Genomic DNA, 15,940 nt, shown 5'->3' with positions numbered 1-15,940 from the left:
CTGAGCCGTCACAGGACTTCTTTCAGCTCATGATCGTGCGCCCATGTACACCATTCTTAGCCAAACCCTAGCGATCACCGCGCCAGTATTCTCCATGTTGTTCATCGGCGTGCTGCTCAAGCGGATTGGCGCAATCGACACGACCTTCATCAATACGGCATCGAAATTGGTTTTCAACGGGACGATGCCGACGCTGTTGTTTCTCGGCATCGTTGAGGTCGACATCGATGCGGGGCTTCAGCCAGGCGTTCTGATCTATTTTGCCATTGCATCGGTGCTGGGCTTCTTCTTGTCCTGGGCGTGGGCGATCTGGCGGTGCCCCTATGCGGATCGTGGCGTGTTTGCCCAAGGGTCTTTTCGTGGCAACAACGGCATTATCGGCCTAGCCCTCGCCACGAGCATGTATGGCTCGTATGGCCTCTCGTTGGGGAGCATCCTGGCGGGAGCGGTCATCATCTTCTACAATAGCCTGTCGGCCATCGTGCTCGCGGTCTACAGCCCGACGGCGAAGGCGGATCCATGGAGTCTGCTCAAGAGTATCGTCAGCAATCCTCTTATCATCGGCGTCGTCGCCGCGATTCCATTTGCGGCGTTCCAAATCCCCATTCCGGCCTGGATGCTGACCTCTGGCCACTATTTCGCTCAGCTCACGCTGCCATTGGCGCTGATTTGCATTGGCGGCACCCTTTCGCTCGCCTCCTTACGTAAGAGCAGCGGCGTCGCGCTGGAAGCGAGCTTGGTGAAGATGGTCTGGATGCCGATCATCTTTACGTTCATCGCCTGGTTGTTGGGCTTTCGTGGCGCGGACTTGGGCGTGTTGTTCCTGTATTTTGGTGCGCCGACAGCCGCGGCCAGTTACGTCATGACGCGTGCTTACAACGGGAATGACGAACTTGCGGCGGCGATCATCGTGGTCACCACGCTCATGGCGGTGCTGACGACCAACATCGGCATCATCGTGCTGCAGTGGGGCGAGTGGATCTGACGCGGGTAGCGTGTGCTTGGTAACGCCAAGCAACATCCGTGTGGCTATTTCCGAGAACCAAGCGCAAATCCGGCAAGTCACTCAATAAGAGAGTGCAGCCGGAGAGCTATCTATGAAGTCGTTCCTGTTCGCCGTGTTAGGTGTGGCCTTCGCGGCGACGGCCAACGCCGAAAGTGTCAACCCACTCGACGCTGAACATTGGAAGACAAGACCATTGGTCATCGTCGTTCCTTCTCCTGAAGACCCCGTCCTGAAAGCGCTCAACGATTCGTTGCAGTCGCCTGAGAATCGCGAGGCATTCATCGAGCGCGAGATGGTCCTGTACCGTGTCGTGGATGGTCGCGCAACGCGTAACGACGAGCCTCTCACGCCGGAGCAGGCGGATGCTCTACTGGGAGCGCTAGACGCCAAAGCCGAAGGGCCGGCTACGGTTTTCCTGGTGGGTAAAGATGGCGGAGTAAAGGTGCGGCAGGAGGGCTCGTTGGAGCCGAAAGAAATCTTTGCGACGATCGATCAGATGCCGATGCGGCAGTGATCAATAGCCACTGTCTCGATGGATTCAGCGCGATAGCTTTGTCTCGCCATCGGGGTGGCGCTGTCTTGCGGCAGACGCAATCTTTTGTAGGAGCTGGCCGGCCGGCGCTCCGGTTGCCCGCGAATTACGCAGGCAGAATCAACATAGTCGCCGCGATTAGAATCGCTTTCGCGAGCATGGCTCGCTCCCACAAGGACGCTAAACGTTGAGAGACGCAACCCGCCGGGCACGCCAAACAGCCCATGCGCTCAATACGACCAGCGAACCCGGCACGACATACCAGACCACCGCATGCCGATACGCCTCGAACTGCGGCATCCCGGCGGAAAACAGCGCCAGATACAGCACATAAATTCCGTAGTACCCCAACAGAATCAGCCCTCCCACTCGCCCAATGATTCTGTTCCCCGCCAGCAGAAGCATGACCACGGCGCCTGCGAACAGAACGGTAGGGATATCGAACGAAAGCGCGTTCGGTGAGACGGATAGCTCGCCCGGTGCGATCAGCACCGACAAACCCAGTACAAACAGCAGATTGATCATGCCGCTCGCGATCAGCAGGCCTATTGCAATCTGCGGTCGGCCTCGGAGTGCGGCGACGATACAGACAAGCAGTTCGGGGAGTGCCGTACCACCTGCAGTGGCCGTGAGGCCAACGACGAGGTCGGAAAGGCCAAGCTCGCGGGCAAGCTCCACAGCGCCTTTTGTCAGGGCCTCGGCTCCGGCGATCAGTAGCGCAATTCCCGCCAGCGTGGCCGTGATTTCGATCGAGACGGGCAGAAACGACCAATTCCCACGAGTAACGCGCGCCTGGGTGAGGCGATGTAGGTCCTCAAAGAACTGCCCGTGCGACCTCGCGAGCCACAGGCAGTACGCCGTGAATGCGGCTAACAGCAGACCACCGTCGACACCCGTTAGTGTGCCGTCCTCTGCGAGGAGCCAGACGAGAATGATGGCGGCTGCAAATGCCGGCATCGTCTGTTTCACGACGAAACTCGAGGCACGTAAGGGAAGTAATACTGCCGCAACGCCCAGCAGCAGGAAGAGGTTGGCGATACCGCTACCGACGACGCTACCAATGGCCAGGTCGCCCAGGCCGTCTCCGGTAGCTTTCAGGCTGACAGCGGTGTCAGGCATTGCCAGAACGATCAACACGATAAGCCCGGCAGCGACCGCATTGCCGCCTCCACGGCTGGTCAGCCGAATAAGCCCGCGAATCACGGCATGCGCGCCCAAGGTCATGAGCAGCAAGCCGAGGCCCAGGTAGACGTATACGGACGGGCTCATGCTCAGTATCAGCGATGACATTCAGGCGTTCTCAGCGCTCAAGGGCTTCCACGCGAACCTTCGCCGTACCGCTTCGAACCATGTCGAGGGCTACGGCGGCCTTACGGGACACATCGATGATGCGACTGCGCGTAAAAGGGCCGCGATCATTGATACGTAATACCACGCTACGGTCGTTCGACAGGTTGGTGACGCGAACCAGCGTCCCGAACGGAAGGTTTCGGTGGGCTGCGGTCAGTGCGTTTTGGTCGAAGCGTTCACCGCTGGCGGTCCGCTTGCCATGGTGCGCGCTGCCGTACCAAGAGGCTTTTCCGTCCGCCTTGTAGCCATGTGGATCGATGGTGCCGGAGGGTTGGCTGGCGCAACCTGCAAGCAAGAGGATGAATAGCAGCGCGATGAACTTGGGCATATGCATCTGTCTTGTGGCGGAGAGTCGCTTATCGACCGCAAGCGAAGCGGCCGGTTCGCGTTTAGATGGGGCGTAATTGCCTAAGAACCTGTCGAAGATCTTTTATTAATTAAACCCCAGTGTCTTGAGCAAGGATCAACGCCTATTGTGGGAGCGGGCCACGCCCGCGAAGCGTACTCAAACCCGGCACCGCTTCACCCGAATGCCATCTTTCGCGGGCATGGCCCGCTCCCACGAGTAAAAAGCGCCACAACCTCAAGCTGAGGGAAGAGCGTCATGGCTTCGAGCGGCGCTGTTCCGGGATCGCGTCATCTAGCCTTCCAGCTTCTTCTTGAGCAGCTCGTTGACCTGGCCAGGGTTGGCCTTGCCTTTGGATGCCTTCATGGCTTGGCCGACGAAGAAGCCGAACATCTTGCCGCGCTTGGCTTCGTCGCTGGCGCGGTACTGCTCGACCTGCTCTGCGTTGGCGGCCAGGACCTCGTCGAGCATTTTCTCGATGGCACCGGAGTCGGTGACCTGTTTGAGGCCCTTCTTCTCGATCACTTCATCGGCGCTCGAGCCTTCGCCGGCGGCCAGGGCTTCGAAGACCATCTTGGCGATCTTGCCGCTGATGGTGTTGTCCTTGATGCGCAGGATCATGCCGCCCAGTTGTTCGGCGGATACGGGGGACTGCTCGATCTCCAGGCCTTCCTTGTTGAGCAGGCTGGACAGCTCGCCCATCACCCAGTTGGCGGACAGCTTGGCGTCGCCGCAGGTCTTCTCGACGGCCTCGAAGTAGTCGGCCAGCTCGCGGCTCGCCGAGAGCACGCTGGCGTCATAGGTGGAAAGACCGAACTGGCTCTCGAAGCGCTCGCGCTTTTGCGGTGGCAGCTCTGGCAGCTTACTGCGTAGGTCGTCGAGGAAGCTCTGCTCGATCACCACAGGCAGCAGGTCGGGGCAGGGGAAGTAACGGTAGTCGTTGGCTTCTTCCTTGCTGCGCATGGAGCGGGTCTGATCCTTGTTCGGATCGTACAGGCGGGTTTCCTGCACCACCTTGCCGCCGTCTTCGATCAGCTCAATCTGACGCTGCACTTCGTGGTTGATTGCTTTCTCGATGAAGCGGAACGAGTTGACGTTCTTGATCTCGGCTCGGGTGCCGAAAGCTTCCTGACCTTTCGGGCGTACGGAAACGTTGCAGTCACAACGCAGCGAGCCTTCGGCCATGTTGCCGTCGCAAATGCCGAGATAGCGCACCAGGGCGTGGATCGCTTTGACGTAGGCCACCGCTTCCTTGGCGGAGCGGATATCTGGCTCGGAGACGATTTCCAGCAGCGGTGTGCCGGCGCGGTTCAGGTCGATGCCGCTCATGCCATGGAAGTCTTCGTGCAGGCTCTTACCGGCATCTTCTTCCAGGTGCGCGCGAGTGATGCCGATGCGCTTGACGGTGCCGTCTTCCAGGGTGATGTCGAGGAAGCCTTTACCAACGATGGGGTGATCCATCTGGCTGGTCTGGTAGCCCTTCGGCAGGTCCGGATAGAAGTAGTTCTTGCGGGCGAAGACGTTGCGCTCGGCAATATCCGCGTCGATGGCCAACCCGAACTGGCAGGCCATGCGTACCGCTTCTTCGTTGAGCACCGGCAGGGTGCCCGGCATCCCGAGGTCGACCAGGCTGGCCTGGGTGTTCGGCTCGGCGCCGAAGGTGGTGGCGCTGGCGGAGAAAATCTTCGATTGAGTGCTGAGCTGAGCGTGTATTTCCAGCCCTATCACGGTTTCCCATTGCATGTGTGTCGTCCTCAGAATCCGCTCGGTGCTTGTTGATGCCAGTCAGTCACCTGTTGGTACTGATGGGCGACGTTGAGCAGGCGGCCTTCCTGGAAGTAGTTGCCGAGCAGCTGCACGCCGACGGGCAGGCCGTCGACGAAGCCAGCGGGCATCGACAGGCCGGGGATACCGGCGAGGTTGGCGGTGATGGTGTAGATGTCTTCCAGATAAGCAGAAACCGGGTCGCCACCTTTCTCGCCGAGCTTCCAGGCCAGGTTCGGCGTGGTCGGGCCAAGGATCACGTCGACACCTTCGAAGGCGCTGACGAAGTCGTTCTTGATCAGGCGACGGATCTTCTGCGCCTTGAGGTAGTACGCGTCGTAGTAGCCGGCGGACAGGGCGTAGGTGCCGACCATGATGCGGCGCTTCACTTCGTCACCGAAGCCTTCGGCGCGCGAGCGCTTGTACAGGTCCATCAAGTCTTTCGGGTCTTCACAGCGGTAGCCGAAACGCACGCCGTCGAAACGCGACAGGTTGGAGCTGGCTTCTGCGGGTGCGATCACGTAATACGCGGGAATGGCGTGTTGCAGATTCGGCAGGCTGATGTCCTTGACGGTGGCACCGAGTTTTTTCAGCTCTTCGACGACAGCCATGACCTTGTCTGCGATGCGTGGGTCGAGGCCGGCGCCGAAGTACTCCTTCGGCAGGCCAATGCGCAGCCCAGCCAGAGGCTGGGCGAGTACGGCAAGGTAGTCATCGACCGGCTGGTCGATGCTGGTGGAATCTTTCGGATCGAAGCCTGCCATGGCACCAAGCAGCAATGCGCAATCTTCGGCGGTGCGGGCCATGGGGCCGCCCTGGTCGAGACTGGAGGCGTAGGCGATCATGCCCCAGCGCGAGACCCGGCCGTAGGTAGGCTTGATGCCGGTCAGGTTGGTCAGCGCGGCGGGTTGGCGGATCGAGCCGCCAGTATCGGTGCCGGTGGCGGCAGGGATCAGGCGTGCGGCAACCGCTGCCGCCGAACCGCCCGATGAGCCGCCTGGCACACGTTCGGTGTCCCAGGGATTCTTGACGGGTCCGAAATGGCTGGATTCGTTGGCCGAGCCCATGGCGAACTCGTCCATGTTCAGTTTGCCGAGACTGACCGCACCCGCTTCTTTGAGCTTGGCAACGACCGTCGCATCGTACGGCGCCTTGAAATTGTGCAGGATCTTCGAGCCGCACGTCGTCAGCACGCCCTCGGTACAGAACAGGTCCTTGTGGGCGATGGGCGCGCCGAGCAGGGGGTCGCTTTCACCTTTCGCACGACGGGCGTCGGCGGCCTTGGCGTCGGCAATGGCAAGGTCCCCGGTGACGGAGATGAAGCTGTTCAAACGCGTGTCGACGTCGGCGATGCGGGCGAGCAGCGCACCGGTCAATTCTTCGGAGGAGAACTGCTTGTCCTGAAGGCCGCGTACGATTTCGGCCAGGGTCAATTGATGCATGGGAAACCCTTTTCCTTTATTCGATGACTTTCGGCACGAGGTAGAGGCCGTCTTCCACGGCCGGGGCGACAGCTTGGTAAGCCTCGCGACGGTTAGCCTCGGTCACGAGATCGACGCGCAGGCGCTGCGTAGTTTCCAGGGGGTGAGCCAGCGGCGCGATACCATCGGTGTCGACCGCTTGCATGGCGTCGATCAGGCCGAGAATGTTGTTCAGGGTTTCGGTGGTGCGTGGCAGGTCGGCTTCATCCAGCCCGAGGCGGGCCAGGTGAGCGATCTTTTCCACTTCGGAGCGTTCAATCGCCATCAGGGTCTCCAGCGAAAAAGCGGAAGGAGGGAGGCGACGGCCACCGCGGGAAACCAGTGAAATATCCGCGCCCCGCTTCATGGGTGGCGCTTAGTTTAACTAACTATATAGCTAGTTAGGTACGGTCGATGCGGGAACGTCGTTTCCACAGGGCCGTGATGGGCCTGGACATCCTCACCGAACAGGCGCGCATTCGCGGCGTTCGTGAAGCGGATAGCGCAGAAACGCGCGCAATTTAGCGCAGTTGCCGCCTTGCCCAAAAGGTTCGGCGTTGTTAGAGTTTGCCGCACTTTTTACCCAGCGTTTTCCCCGCGCTTCGTCTAGGGTCATCATCTCCATGTTCAAAAAGCTTCGTGGCATGTTTTCCAGCGATCTGTCGATCGACTTGGGCACAGCCAACACTCTTATTTATGTGCGCGATCGCGGCATCGTCCTCAACGAACCTTCGGTAGTAGCCATTCGTAATCACGGCAACCAGAAGAGCGTCGTTGCAGTCGGTACCGATGCCAAGCGCATGCTCGGGCGTACGCCTGGCAACATCAACGCTATCCGTCCGATGAAAGATGGCGTGATCGCCGACTTCAGCGTCTGCGAGAAGATGCTGCAGTACTTCATCAACAAAGTGCACGAAAACAGCTTCCTGCAACCTTCCCCGCGCGTACTCATCTGCGTGCCGTGCAAGTCCACTCAGGTTGAGCGCCGTGCCATTCGTGAATCGGCACTGGGTGCTGGCGCGCGCGAAGTGTTTCTGATCGAAGAGCCCATGGCGGCCGCGATCGGTGCCGGTTTGCCGGTGGAAGAAGCACGGGGATCAATGGTCGTCGATATCGGCGGCGGTACCACGGAGATCGCGCTGATTTCGCTCAATGGCGTGGTCTATGCGGAATCCGTTCGCGTAGGTGGCGATCGTTTCGACGAATCCATCGTGACCTATGTTCGCCGTAACTACGGCAGTCTCATCGGGGAATCCACCGCGGAGCGCATCAAGCAGGAGATCGGTGCGGCATTCCCAGGCGCCGAGCTTCGTGAGATCGACGTTCGCGGTCGTAACCTGGCCGAGGGCGTGCCACGTAGCTTCACGCTGAACTCGGGTGAAGTGCTCGAGGCCCTGCAAGAGTCCCTGGCAACCATCGTTCAGGCGGTAAAAAGCGCACTGGAACAGTCGCCTCCGGAGTTGGCATCCGACATCGCTGAGCGCGGGCTGGTGTTGACGGGCGGCGGCGCGCTGCTGCGTGATCTGGACAAGTTGCTCTCCCAGGAAACCGGATTGCCCGTCATCGTCGCCGAGGACCCTCTGACTTGCGTCGCGCGTGGAGGCGGTCGCGCGTTGGAGATGATGGACCGTCACGCCATGGATCTGCTTTCCACCGAGTAAGTCGAGCAGCAGGTCGAACGTGACCGAGTAATGGGGCAACGAGACGGGCGTGACGTCCTTGCTCCAGATCGGTCCGATCCCGCCATCGACGCTCGGCTCCCTGCGCGAGGTTACCGCCATCAAACCGATGCTGTTCGCCAAGGGTCCTTCCTTTGGAATCCACCTATTGGTGCTTGCCGTACTTTCGGTCGGGCTGATGGTGTTCGACTCGCGTTTCGATACGCTGCGCCCCGTACGGTCGCAAATGGGCTTGGTGCTCACGCCGTTCTATTGGTTGGCCGACTTGCCTGCGCGAACCTGGGATCGTGCGAACGAACAATTCAGTAGCCATAGCGAGTTGTTGGCCGAGAACGAAAAGCTCAAGGCCGAAGCGTTGCTCATGCAGCGTCGCTTGCAGAAGCTTGCCGCGCTGACCGAACAGAACGTCCGTTTGCGTGAACTGCTGAATTCGTCGGCACTGGTGGACGATGACGTACTGGTGGGCGAGCTCATTGGTGTCGACCCAAACCCGTTCACCCATCGCATCTTGATCGACAAGGGCGGGAAGGACGGCGTCGCCGTAGGCCAGCCTGTCCTTGATGCCACTGGCCTGATGGGGCAGGTGGTGGAAGTGATGCCTTATACCGCGCGGGTTTTGCTCCTTACCGATACGACGCACAGCATTCCGGTACAGGTGAACCGTAATGGACTGCGGGCGATCGCGGTAGGCAGTGGCAACCCGGAAAGTCTCGAGCTGCGGCATGTCGCCGACACCGCAGACATTCGTGAGGGCGACCTTTTGGTCAGTTCTGGGCTGGGGCAGCGGTTCCCGGCCGGTTATCCGGTGGCGACGGTCAAGGAGGTCATTCACGACTCCGGCCAACCCTTCGCGATCGTGCGCGCGGTGCCAACAGCGGCGCTGAACCGAAGTCGCTATGTGCTGCTGGTCTTCACGGATACCCGCTCGCCAGAACAACGCGCCAACGATGCGGCGCTCGCTCAGGAAAAGGCTGACCGTGAAGCGGCCGAGCGCTCTTCCGACGCCGCCGGCAAACCACCCTCCCAGGAGGCGACACCGGTCGCACCCCCAGCCTTGGAATCACGCCCTGCAACGGACCCTGCGCCAGGCGGCGCGGCTCCTATACCGTCCGACGGAGATCGCTGACATGGCTGGCCCCGCAAGAAAGGTCTGGGTCATTTGGCTCACGTTCGCGGTCGCGCTCTTGCTCAGTGTCGCGCCTTTGCCCGAGTTCATGCAGATCGGTCGTCCGCTGTGGTTGGCGCTGTTCGTGACCTATTGGGCGCTCGCACTTCCTGACCGAGTAGGCATGACGACGGCCTGGGTGCTCGGTCTGGCTGAAGATGTGCTGTACGGGACCCTGCTTGGGCAAAACGCATTGATACTGACGCTGGTCGCCTTCCTCGTGTTGAGTTTGCAGCAGCGTTTGCGGATGTTTCCGATGTGGCAGCAGAGCCTGGTTCTGCTGGTAGTCTATGGGCTCGCGCAATTGGTTCAGCTCTGGCTTCACGCCTTGACCGGGAACCGTCCGCCGACCCTTGCCTTCATTCTTCCTGCGGTGGTGAGCGCCTTGCTCTGGCCGTGGGTATTGGTGGCGCTGAGAGGCCTACACCAGCGATTAAGGGTCAACTAGCGATCACTGCGCCGCCTCGGTACGTGTGGCTTCCTACGATGCCGTCGTTCGTGCTCGGCGGATGCCAATAACAAGGAGGGCTACGCATGACCAAGATCCAGCGGGATCGTGTCGACCGCGAAAGCGTTCATCGGCGGCTCGTTCGCACACCGCATTTCATTTTGTCCGCGCACGCATGGTTGCCGCAGGTCCTGCCCGTCATGGCGCGGGGTGCGCAATGACGTCGCGCCGTCTGTACCTTGCATCCGCTTCGCCACGCCGACGTGAGCTTCTCGATCAGATTGGGTTGGCGTATGAGATCGTCGTCGCCGACATCGATGAGACGCCTTTCAGCGATGAGTCCCCCGAGCAGTATGTAAGCCGCCTTGCGAGCGCCAAAGCCGCAGCGGTCGCCGGTCGAGTTCCGGGCGATGCGGTCGTCCTCGGTGCGGACACTGCAGTCGTGGTCGAAGGCGAGATTCTGGGAAAACCCGTCGACCGTGCGGATGGATTGCGTATGCTCGCGCGATTGTCAGACACGTCACATGACGTTTTGACCGCCGTTGCGGTCTACTTCGAAGCGCAGACCCAAGTCCGCGTCGTTCGCACAGGGATCGAATTTCGTCATATCGATGCTCAAGAGTGCGAGCGTTACTGGGCCACGGGTGAGCCTGCCGACAAGGCTGGGGGGTACGCGATCCAGGGCGGTGGTGCGGTCTTCGTCAAAAGCCTGCAAGGCAGCTATTCGGCGGTCGTGGGATTGCCACTGTTCGAGACCAGCGGCTTGCTTGCAAAGGTCGGTATCTCCTGTTGGCAGACAAAGAGCGAAGCGCGATGAGCGAAGAGATTCTGATCAATATTACGCCCATGGAGTCGCGTGTGGCCCTCGTCGAGAACGGCGTGCTACAGGAGGTCCATGTCGAGCGCACCCAACGGCGCGGGATCGTCGGCAATATCTACAAAGGTAAGGTCGTGCGTGTATTGCCGGGCATGCAGGCGGCATTCGTGGATGTTGGGCTGGAACGCGCCGCGTTTATTCATGCCTCGGAGATATCGACGCGTGAAGGTAACGCGGCCGAGACCATCAGTACGCTGGTTCAAGAAGGCCAGAGCCTTGTCGTACAGGTCACCAAGGACCCAATCGGTACGAAGGGTGCGCGGCTGACGACGCACTTGTCGGTGCCTTCGCGCTACCTCGTATATATGCCGCGGACGAGTCACGTCGGTATTTCGCTAAAAATCGAGGACGAAGCCGAGCGCGAGCGGCTAAAGAAGACCGTCGCCGACTGCATCGCCGCCGAGGGCATCCAGGAGACCGGCGGCTTCATCCTGCGAACAGCTGCGGACGGCGCGCGGGCGGAAGACATCCTGGCGGATATTCGATATCTGCGCCGTCTTTGGGACCAGATCAGTGCGCAAATGCAGACCGTGAATGCACCGACGCTGATCTACGATGATTTGACCTTGGCGCTGCGTACGCTGCGCGACCTGGTGAACCCTCGTATCGAGAAGATTCGCATCGATTCGCGAGAAACGTTTCAGAAGGCTTTGGGGTTCGTGGCCGAGCTCATGCCCGAGGTTTCCGACCGCCTGGAGCACTACCCCGGCGAGCGACCGATCTTCGATCTGTATGGCGTTGAAGACGAGATCCAGAAAGCGCTAGAGCGCAAGGTGCTGCTGAAGTCGGGTGGCTATCTGATCATCGATCCAACTGAGGCGATGACCACCATCGACGTCAACACCGGTGCATTCGTTGGCCATCGAACACTGGAAGAGACGATCTTCAAGACCAACCTCGAAGCCGCAACCGCCATCGCGCGCCAATTGCGCCTGCGCAATCTCGGCGGAATCATCATCATCGACTTCATCGACATGGAAGACGAAGATCATCAGCGCCAGGTGCTGCGTATGCTGGAGAAGCAGCTCGAGCGCGATCATGCGAAGACCAACATCATCGGTATCACGGAGCTGGGGCTGGTCCAGATGACGCGTAAGCGCACGCGCGAAAGCCTGGAACAAGTGCTTTGCGAGCCATGCAGTCATTGTCAGGGGCGTGGCAATCTGAAAACACCTGAGACGGTCTGCTACGAAATCTTCCGGGAAATCTTGCGCGAAGCCCGTGCCTATCAGGCCGAGGGCTATCTGGTCCTGGCCAATCAGCGTGTCGTGGACCGCTTGCTGGATGAAGAATCGGGGAACGTTGCGGACCTGGAAATCTTCATTGGCCGCACGATGAAGTTCCAGGTCGAAAGCATGTATTCGCAAGAGCAATACGACGTGGTCTTGCTGTGAAGTTCGTGTGCCTGATCCGACCGGGCACAGGCGAGGCAGGATGAGTCAGCCCTCGGCGTTTCTTTCGCGCGCGTTGCGTGTCGTGATCGCGGCTGGGGCAGTACTGATCATCCTGCTCGCTTTGCTGATTAGCCTAGGCCGCCTGCTCATTCCAGCCGTTGCCGAATATCGCGCGGAGATTGAAGCACGCATCGAGCAGGCCTTTGGGCTACCGACTCATGTCGGTGCGCTGGAAGGTAGCTGGCATGGCTTGACGCCGCGGCTGGTCGCGCGGGATGTGCAAATCGGCGAAGGCGAAAATCCCCTGCGGCTGGATGCCCTGAGCATCGAACTGGACCTGCCTGCCAGTGTCATCGATCGTCAGTTGCAACTATCGCGGTTGGTTGCGAGCGGTTTGCGCCTGTCGCTTCGCGAAGAGGACAGCGGCGACTGGCGTGTCGAGGGGTTTCCGGGCCGGGCTGAGAAGAAGCCGTTCGATCCAGGTCCGCTTTTGGCGATGTTGCAACACGTCGGATTACTTGCGCTGCAGGATGCGCAGGTCACCATCCAGCCTCAGGCGGGCGATGTGCTTGCGCTTAATTATCTGGATCTGTCTCTGTCTTCCCATGGCCACCTGCAGCGCCTGGACGGGCGCGCACTGTTGCCGGACGGCGCGCCATTGGCGTTTAGCGTTCAGGGCGCGCTGGCCCCGAACGATATCCTCCGAAGCGATTTGCGCGCCTATCTAAGCCTGCCGCAGAGCGATTGGGCGCAGTGGATTCCGCCTACGCTGTTGCAGCAATACCGACTCCAGCATCTCACCGGTGGCGGAGAGGTGTGGCTGGATTGGGCGCAGGGGCGGGTCCAGCGTGCCGTGGCCCGACTGAACGCTGCGCAGGTTGCGGTGGTTCACGAAGACAAACGCCCAGTCGATGTGCGCGACCTGGGCGTGTCCGCATATTTGGATTATGCGGACACGGGCTATCGGTTGCGCCTCGATGCACTGGCGGCAACGCTGGAAGGCAAGCGCTGGGGCGAGACCGACATGTTGATCACCCAGCGGCCGAGTGGTGATGGTGAGCCTGCGTCCTGGTCGGTGGTCGCGGATCGGATCGACCTGGCACCGCTCACGCCACTGGCGCTGGCCCTGGCGCCGTTGCCCGCCAAAGCCAGCGAAGCGCTGGAGGCGATCGCCCCGCATGGCGCCATACGTAATCTCGATCTGCGCTACATCCCTTCCGCGCCCCCAGAAGCGCGGGTACAGCTCGCGGCGAACCTGGAGCGTGTCGGGTTCGGCGCCTACCACGGCGCGCCTGCCGCGGAGAATGTCAGCGGAAGTATCGCTGGCGGATTGAACAAAGGCGAGCTCAAGGTCGACAGCGATGATTTCATGCTGCATCTCTCGGAGCTTTTTCCCAAGCCCTGGCGCTACGACCATGCGGCAGGGCGGCTCTCGTGGACATTCGATGATGACGCGTTCACGCTCATCGGGCATTACCTGCGGGCCGATGGGCCGGTAGGTAACGCCGCTGGCGACTTCCTGATTCGCCTGAAGCGTGACCACGCTCAGGAAAGCTACATGGACCTGCGCGTCGGCCTGCGTAACGGCGACGCGGCGTTTACGGCCGACTACATTCCGACGCGTGCGCCGGCACTCAGCCCGGAATTGGCCGAGTGGCTGACCACAGCCATTCAGGGCGGAACGGTCGACGAGGGCTACTTTCAATATCAGGGCTCGCTGTCCAAGGCCAGCCCACCCACGGCACGGCGTTTGATGCTGTATGCCAAGGCCCGCGATGCGCAGCTGGCGTATCAGCGCGGCTGGCCGCTGCTGCGTGAAGCCAGCGGCGAGGTGTTCGTCGAGAACGCCCATGTCAGGGTGCAAGCGCCCACGGGGAAGCTTCTCGGCAGCCGGGTGAAGGATGTGAGGGTGGATATCGCGAAGGCTGACGACGATATCGTTCACTTGAAACTGCAGGGTGAGGTGTCTGGTAGCGTCGACGATGCCCTGAAAACGTTGAGCGAAGCGCCGATACCGCCTGCCGAGCGATTCGGCGAATGGCAAGGACGCGGCCCTTTGCAGGGCACGCTGGATCTCGATATTCCGTTTCGCAAGGGCATGCTGCCAAAGGTCGTGGTGAACTTCGAGACGCAGGGCGCCACCTTCTCCACCGCTACGCCGGATTTGCGGTTCGAGCGTGTCGCCGGACAATTTCGGTTCGACAGCGAGCGAGGCCTGAGCACAGAGGGCGTTACGGCGGTTTTCCTCGGGGAGCCAGTCAAAGGACAGGCCGCCGCCATCGGCAGGGCGGGTGATATCCGCTCACGGGTCACCGCCACGGGCAACATGGCCTGGGAACGATTGGCTGAGTGGCTCCACGTCGATCGGCCGTTGCCGGTGTCGGGGCGTATACCGTTTCTGCTCGATCTGAATCTTGGTGAGGCAGGCAACACCTTGAAGATCGACTCGACGCTCCAAGGGGTGGCGGTCGATCTGCCTGCACCCTTCGGAAAAGCGCCGACCGAAGCGCGGCCCGCCTCGTTCCAGATGACGCTGGGGCAACCCGAGCAGCGGTTTTGGGCCGACTACGATCGATTGGCCAACCTGGCGTTGCGCTTGCCCGGGAACGACTGGCAGGCGCTGCAAGGTACGCTGGTGCTGGGTGGTGGTCAGGCAAGTGAGCCAAAAGCGCCGGGGTTGGCGTTATCGGGGCATCTGGACGCATTCGACCTTGCCGAGTGGCAGGCCGTACAGGCGAAGTACCTGTCGCCCTCGCAGGCCTCCTCTGCGGAACATACCGTGGGGGCGCCCGCGCCAGGGCAAGGCGTGCGACGTGTCGATCTGAATATCGACCGTTTTACCGGCGCAGGGCTGGATATCGCCAAGCTTTCACTGTTGCTGGAGCGCGCGACTGGACGGTGGAATCTGACACTTGGCAGCGAAACCTTGGCAGGCACCGCGGGCATTCCTGACGCGAAGGACGTGCCGATGGATATCGCCTTGTCGCGTTTACGCTTGCCGGCTGCAGAACCACCTCCTGCGGCGGATGCCCCCGTCGAAGCGCGCAAAGATCCGCTGGCCGACTTAGATCCGCGGACCTTGCCCCCCCTTAGGGTAACGATCGACCGTCTACTCCAGGGCGACGAGTTGCTTGGTGCCTGGTCGTTTCGAGCAACCCCGACCCCGAACGGCGCGCAATTCGACAATGTTGATCTTGACCTGAAAAAAGGCCTGAAGCTGACAGGCTCGGTCGCCTGGACCGGGCCTGCAGGGGCCAGTCGTAGCCATTACCAAGGACGTCTGGAAGGAGAAAACCTCAGCGAAGTGCTGCTGGCGTGGAAGTTCGCGCCTACCGCGACCAGCGAGGACTTCCGGCTGGACGTAAACGGCAATTGGCCGGGGTCGCCGGCGGCGGTTAGCCTGAAATCCTTCAGCGGAGAGATGGATGCCCGGTTGCGTAAAGGCGCTTTTGTCGAAGTCGAAGGACGGGCATCGGCGCTTCGTGTCTTTGGACTGCTCAATTTCAACGCCATCGGTCGGCGTTTGCGCCTGGATTTTTCTGACTTGCTCGGGCGAGGCCTGGCCTATGACGAGGTCAAGGGCACTTTGCTTGCCGACCGGGGGATGTACGTCACCCGTAAGCCGATTACCATGACCGGGCCATCCACCAATATCGAAATCGACGGTAAGTTGGATATGGTGAATCAGCAAATCGATGCCCAGATGCAAGTCGCTTTACCGTTGACCAATAACCTGCCGCTGGCCGCATTGATCGTCGGTGCGCCGGCAATTGGTGGCGCGCTGTTCGTTGTGGATCGCCTTCTGGGGGATCGGGTCGCGCGTTTCGCCAGCGTTCACTACAAAGTCGAAGGCCCGTTGCTGGAACCCAAAATGACGTTCGAGCGTCCTTGAGCGTACGGCGCTTGCGACCAATCCAAT

At 60.7% G+C, this 15,940-nt stretch carries 14 protein-coding genes; 9 read left to right on the top strand and 5 right to left on the bottom strand.

What is annotated here, in order from left to right; translation table 11 throughout:
- The first annotated feature begins 43 nt into the window (after nucleotides 1-43).
- Nucleotides 44-985, top strand: coding sequence for an AEC family transporter (locus IEY47_RS18830; RefSeq protein ID WP_188985566.1), 942 nt, complete (start codon nucleotides 44-46; stop codon nucleotides 983-985).
- A 112-nt stretch (nucleotides 986-1,097) separates the two neighbouring features.
- Complete coding sequence (locus tag IEY47_RS18825; RefSeq protein ID WP_188985564.1) at nucleotides 1,098-1,520, top strand: DUF4174 domain-containing protein; 423 nt, start codon at nucleotides 1,098-1,100, stop codon at nucleotides 1,518-1,520.
- 198 nt (nucleotides 1,521-1,718) lie between these two features.
- Here the strand turns inward: IEY47_RS18825 and IEY47_RS18820 are convergent, their stop codons facing one another.
- From IEY47_RS18820 to gatC, 5 genes are all read right to left on the bottom strand, one after another.
- Nucleotides 1,719-2,807 carry a sodium:calcium antiporter gene (locus tag IEY47_RS18820; protein ID WP_188985562.1) on the bottom strand — a complete coding sequence of 363 codons (1,089 nt, stop codon included), beginning with the start codon at nucleotides 2,805-2,807 and terminating at the stop codon, nucleotides 1,719-1,721.
- 31 nt (nucleotides 2,808-2,838) lie between these two features.
- Nucleotides 2,839-3,216 (bottom strand): septal ring lytic transglycosylase RlpA family protein, encoded by a 378-nt coding sequence (locus IEY47_RS18815; RefSeq protein ID WP_188985560.1) that lies wholly within the window; start codon nucleotides 3,214-3,216, stop codon nucleotides 2,839-2,841.
- A 312-nt stretch (nucleotides 3,217-3,528) separates the two neighbouring features.
- Nucleotides 3,529-4,977, bottom strand: coding sequence for an Asp-tRNA(Asn)/Glu-tRNA(Gln) amidotransferase subunit GatB (gene gatB, locus IEY47_RS18810; RefSeq protein ID WP_188985558.1), 1,449 nt, complete (start codon nucleotides 4,975-4,977; stop codon nucleotides 3,529-3,531).
- Between the two features lie 11 nt (nucleotides 4,978-4,988).
- On the bottom strand, nucleotides 4,989-6,440 hold the full coding sequence (gene gatA / locus IEY47_RS18805) for an Asp-tRNA(Asn)/Glu-tRNA(Gln) amidotransferase subunit GatA (protein ID WP_188985556.1): 1,452 nt from the start codon (nucleotides 6,438-6,440) through the stop codon (nucleotides 4,989-4,991).
- 16 nt (nucleotides 6,441-6,456) lie between these two features.
- Complete coding sequence (gene gatC, locus IEY47_RS18800) at nucleotides 6,457-6,744, bottom strand: Asp-tRNA(Asn)/Glu-tRNA(Gln) amidotransferase subunit GatC (RefSeq protein ID WP_188985554.1); 288 nt, start codon at nucleotides 6,742-6,744, stop codon at nucleotides 6,457-6,459.
- Nucleotides 6,745-7,081: 337 nt separating this feature from the next.
- Between gatC and mreB the strand changes: the two genes are divergently transcribed.
- The 7 genes from mreB to IEY47_RS18770 all read left to right on the top strand — a co-directional run bounded on the left by mreB (nucleotide 7,082) and on the right by IEY47_RS18770 (nucleotide 15,913).
- On the top strand, nucleotides 7,082-8,119 hold the full coding sequence (gene mreB / locus IEY47_RS18795) for a rod shape-determining protein MreB (RefSeq protein WP_188985552.1): 1,038 nt from the start codon (nucleotides 7,082-7,084) through the stop codon (nucleotides 8,117-8,119).
- 169 nt (nucleotides 8,120-8,288) lie between these two features.
- The gene (gene mreC / locus IEY47_RS18790) at nucleotides 8,289-9,263 is read left to right on the top strand and encodes a rod shape-determining protein MreC (protein WP_229779525.1); all 975 of its coding nucleotides are present in this window, start codon (nucleotides 8,289-8,291) and stop codon (nucleotides 9,261-9,263) included.
- A 1-nt stretch (nucleotide 9,264) separates the two neighbouring features.
- A complete protein-coding gene (mreD, locus tag IEY47_RS18785; RefSeq protein ID WP_188985550.1) occupies nucleotides 9,265-9,750 on the top strand; it encodes a rod shape-determining protein MreD in 486 nt (161 codons plus the stop codon).
- Nucleotides 9,751-9,836: 86 nt separating this feature from the next.
- Complete coding sequence (locus tag IEY47_RS20615) at nucleotides 9,837-9,971, top strand: hypothetical protein (protein WP_268240494.1); 135 nt, start codon at nucleotides 9,837-9,839, stop codon at nucleotides 9,969-9,971.
- Entirely contained in the window at nucleotides 9,968-10,567 is a 600-nt protein-coding gene (locus IEY47_RS18780; RefSeq protein WP_188985548.1) for a Maf family protein, read from the top strand. Before IEY47_RS20615 ends, IEY47_RS18780 begins: the two co-directional genes overlap by 4 nt.
- Complete coding sequence (gene rng, locus IEY47_RS18775) at nucleotides 10,564-12,021, top strand: ribonuclease G (protein ID WP_188985546.1); 1,458 nt, start codon at nucleotides 10,564-10,566, stop codon at nucleotides 12,019-12,021. The genes IEY47_RS18780 and rng overlap by 4 nt, the downstream gene beginning before the upstream one ends.
- 40 nt (nucleotides 12,022-12,061) lie before the next feature.
- On the top strand, nucleotides 12,062-15,913 hold the full coding sequence (locus IEY47_RS18770; protein ID WP_188985544.1) for a YhdP family protein: 3,852 nt from the start codon (nucleotides 12,062-12,064) through the stop codon (nucleotides 15,911-15,913).
- The last annotated feature ends 27 nt before the right edge of the window (nucleotides 15,914-15,940 follow it).

Source organism: Pseudomonas matsuisoli (assembly GCF_014647635.1).
GTDB lineage: Bacteria > Pseudomonadota > Gammaproteobacteria > Pseudomonadales > Pseudomonadaceae > Pseudomonas_P > Pseudomonas_P matsuisoli.
This window is presented reverse-complemented; position numbering and strand designations above follow the sequence as displayed.

What these genes read in the sequence shown, in the direction of transcription:
- IEY47_RS18780 (WP_188985548.1), top strand. Translation starts at nt 9,968, where the DNA reads ATGACGTCGCGCCGTCTGTACCTTGCATCCGCTTCGCCACGCCGACGT.
- gatA (WP_188985556.1), bottom strand. Translation starts at nt 6,440, where the DNA reads ATGCATCAATTGACCCTGGCCGAAATCGTACGCGGCCTTCAGGACAAG.
- rng (WP_188985546.1), top strand. Translation starts at nt 10,564, where the DNA reads ATGAGCGAAGAGATTCTGATCAATATTACGCCCATGGAGTCGCGTGTG.
- IEY47_RS18770 (WP_188985544.1), top strand. Translation starts at nt 12,062, where the DNA reads ATGAGTCAGCCCTCGGCGTTTCTTTCGCGCGCGTTGCGTGTCGTGATC.
- mreB (WP_188985552.1), top strand. Translation starts at nt 7,082, where the DNA reads ATGTTCAAAAAGCTTCGTGGCATGTTTTCCAGCGATCTGTCGATCGAC.
- mreD (WP_188985550.1), top strand. Translation starts at nt 9,265, where the DNA reads ATGGCTGGCCCCGCAAGAAAGGTCTGGGTCATTTGGCTCACGTTCGCG.
- IEY47_RS18815 (WP_188985560.1), bottom strand. Translation starts at nt 3,216, where the DNA reads ATGCCCAAGTTCATCGCGCTGCTATTCATCCTCTTGCTTGCAGGTTGC.
- IEY47_RS18830 (WP_188985566.1), top strand. Translation starts at nt 44, where the DNA reads ATGTACACCATTCTTAGCCAAACCCTAGCGATCACCGCGCCAGTATTC.
- IEY47_RS20615 (WP_268240494.1), top strand. Translation starts at nt 9,837, where the DNA reads ATGACCAAGATCCAGCGGGATCGTGTCGACCGCGAAAGCGTTCATCGG.
- IEY47_RS18820 (WP_188985562.1), bottom strand. Translation starts at nt 2,807, where the DNA reads ATGAGCCCGTCCGTATACGTCTACCTGGGCCTCGGCTTGCTGCTCATG.
- IEY47_RS18825 (WP_188985564.1), top strand. Translation starts at nt 1,098, where the DNA reads ATGAAGTCGTTCCTGTTCGCCGTGTTAGGTGTGGCCTTCGCGGCGACG.
- gatB (WP_188985558.1), bottom strand. Translation starts at nt 4,977, where the DNA reads ATGCAATGGGAAACCGTGATAGGGCTGGAAATACACGCTCAGCTCAGC.
- gatC (WP_188985554.1), bottom strand. Translation starts at nt 6,744, where the DNA reads ATGGCGATTGAACGCTCCGAAGTGGAAAAGATCGCTCACCTGGCCCGC.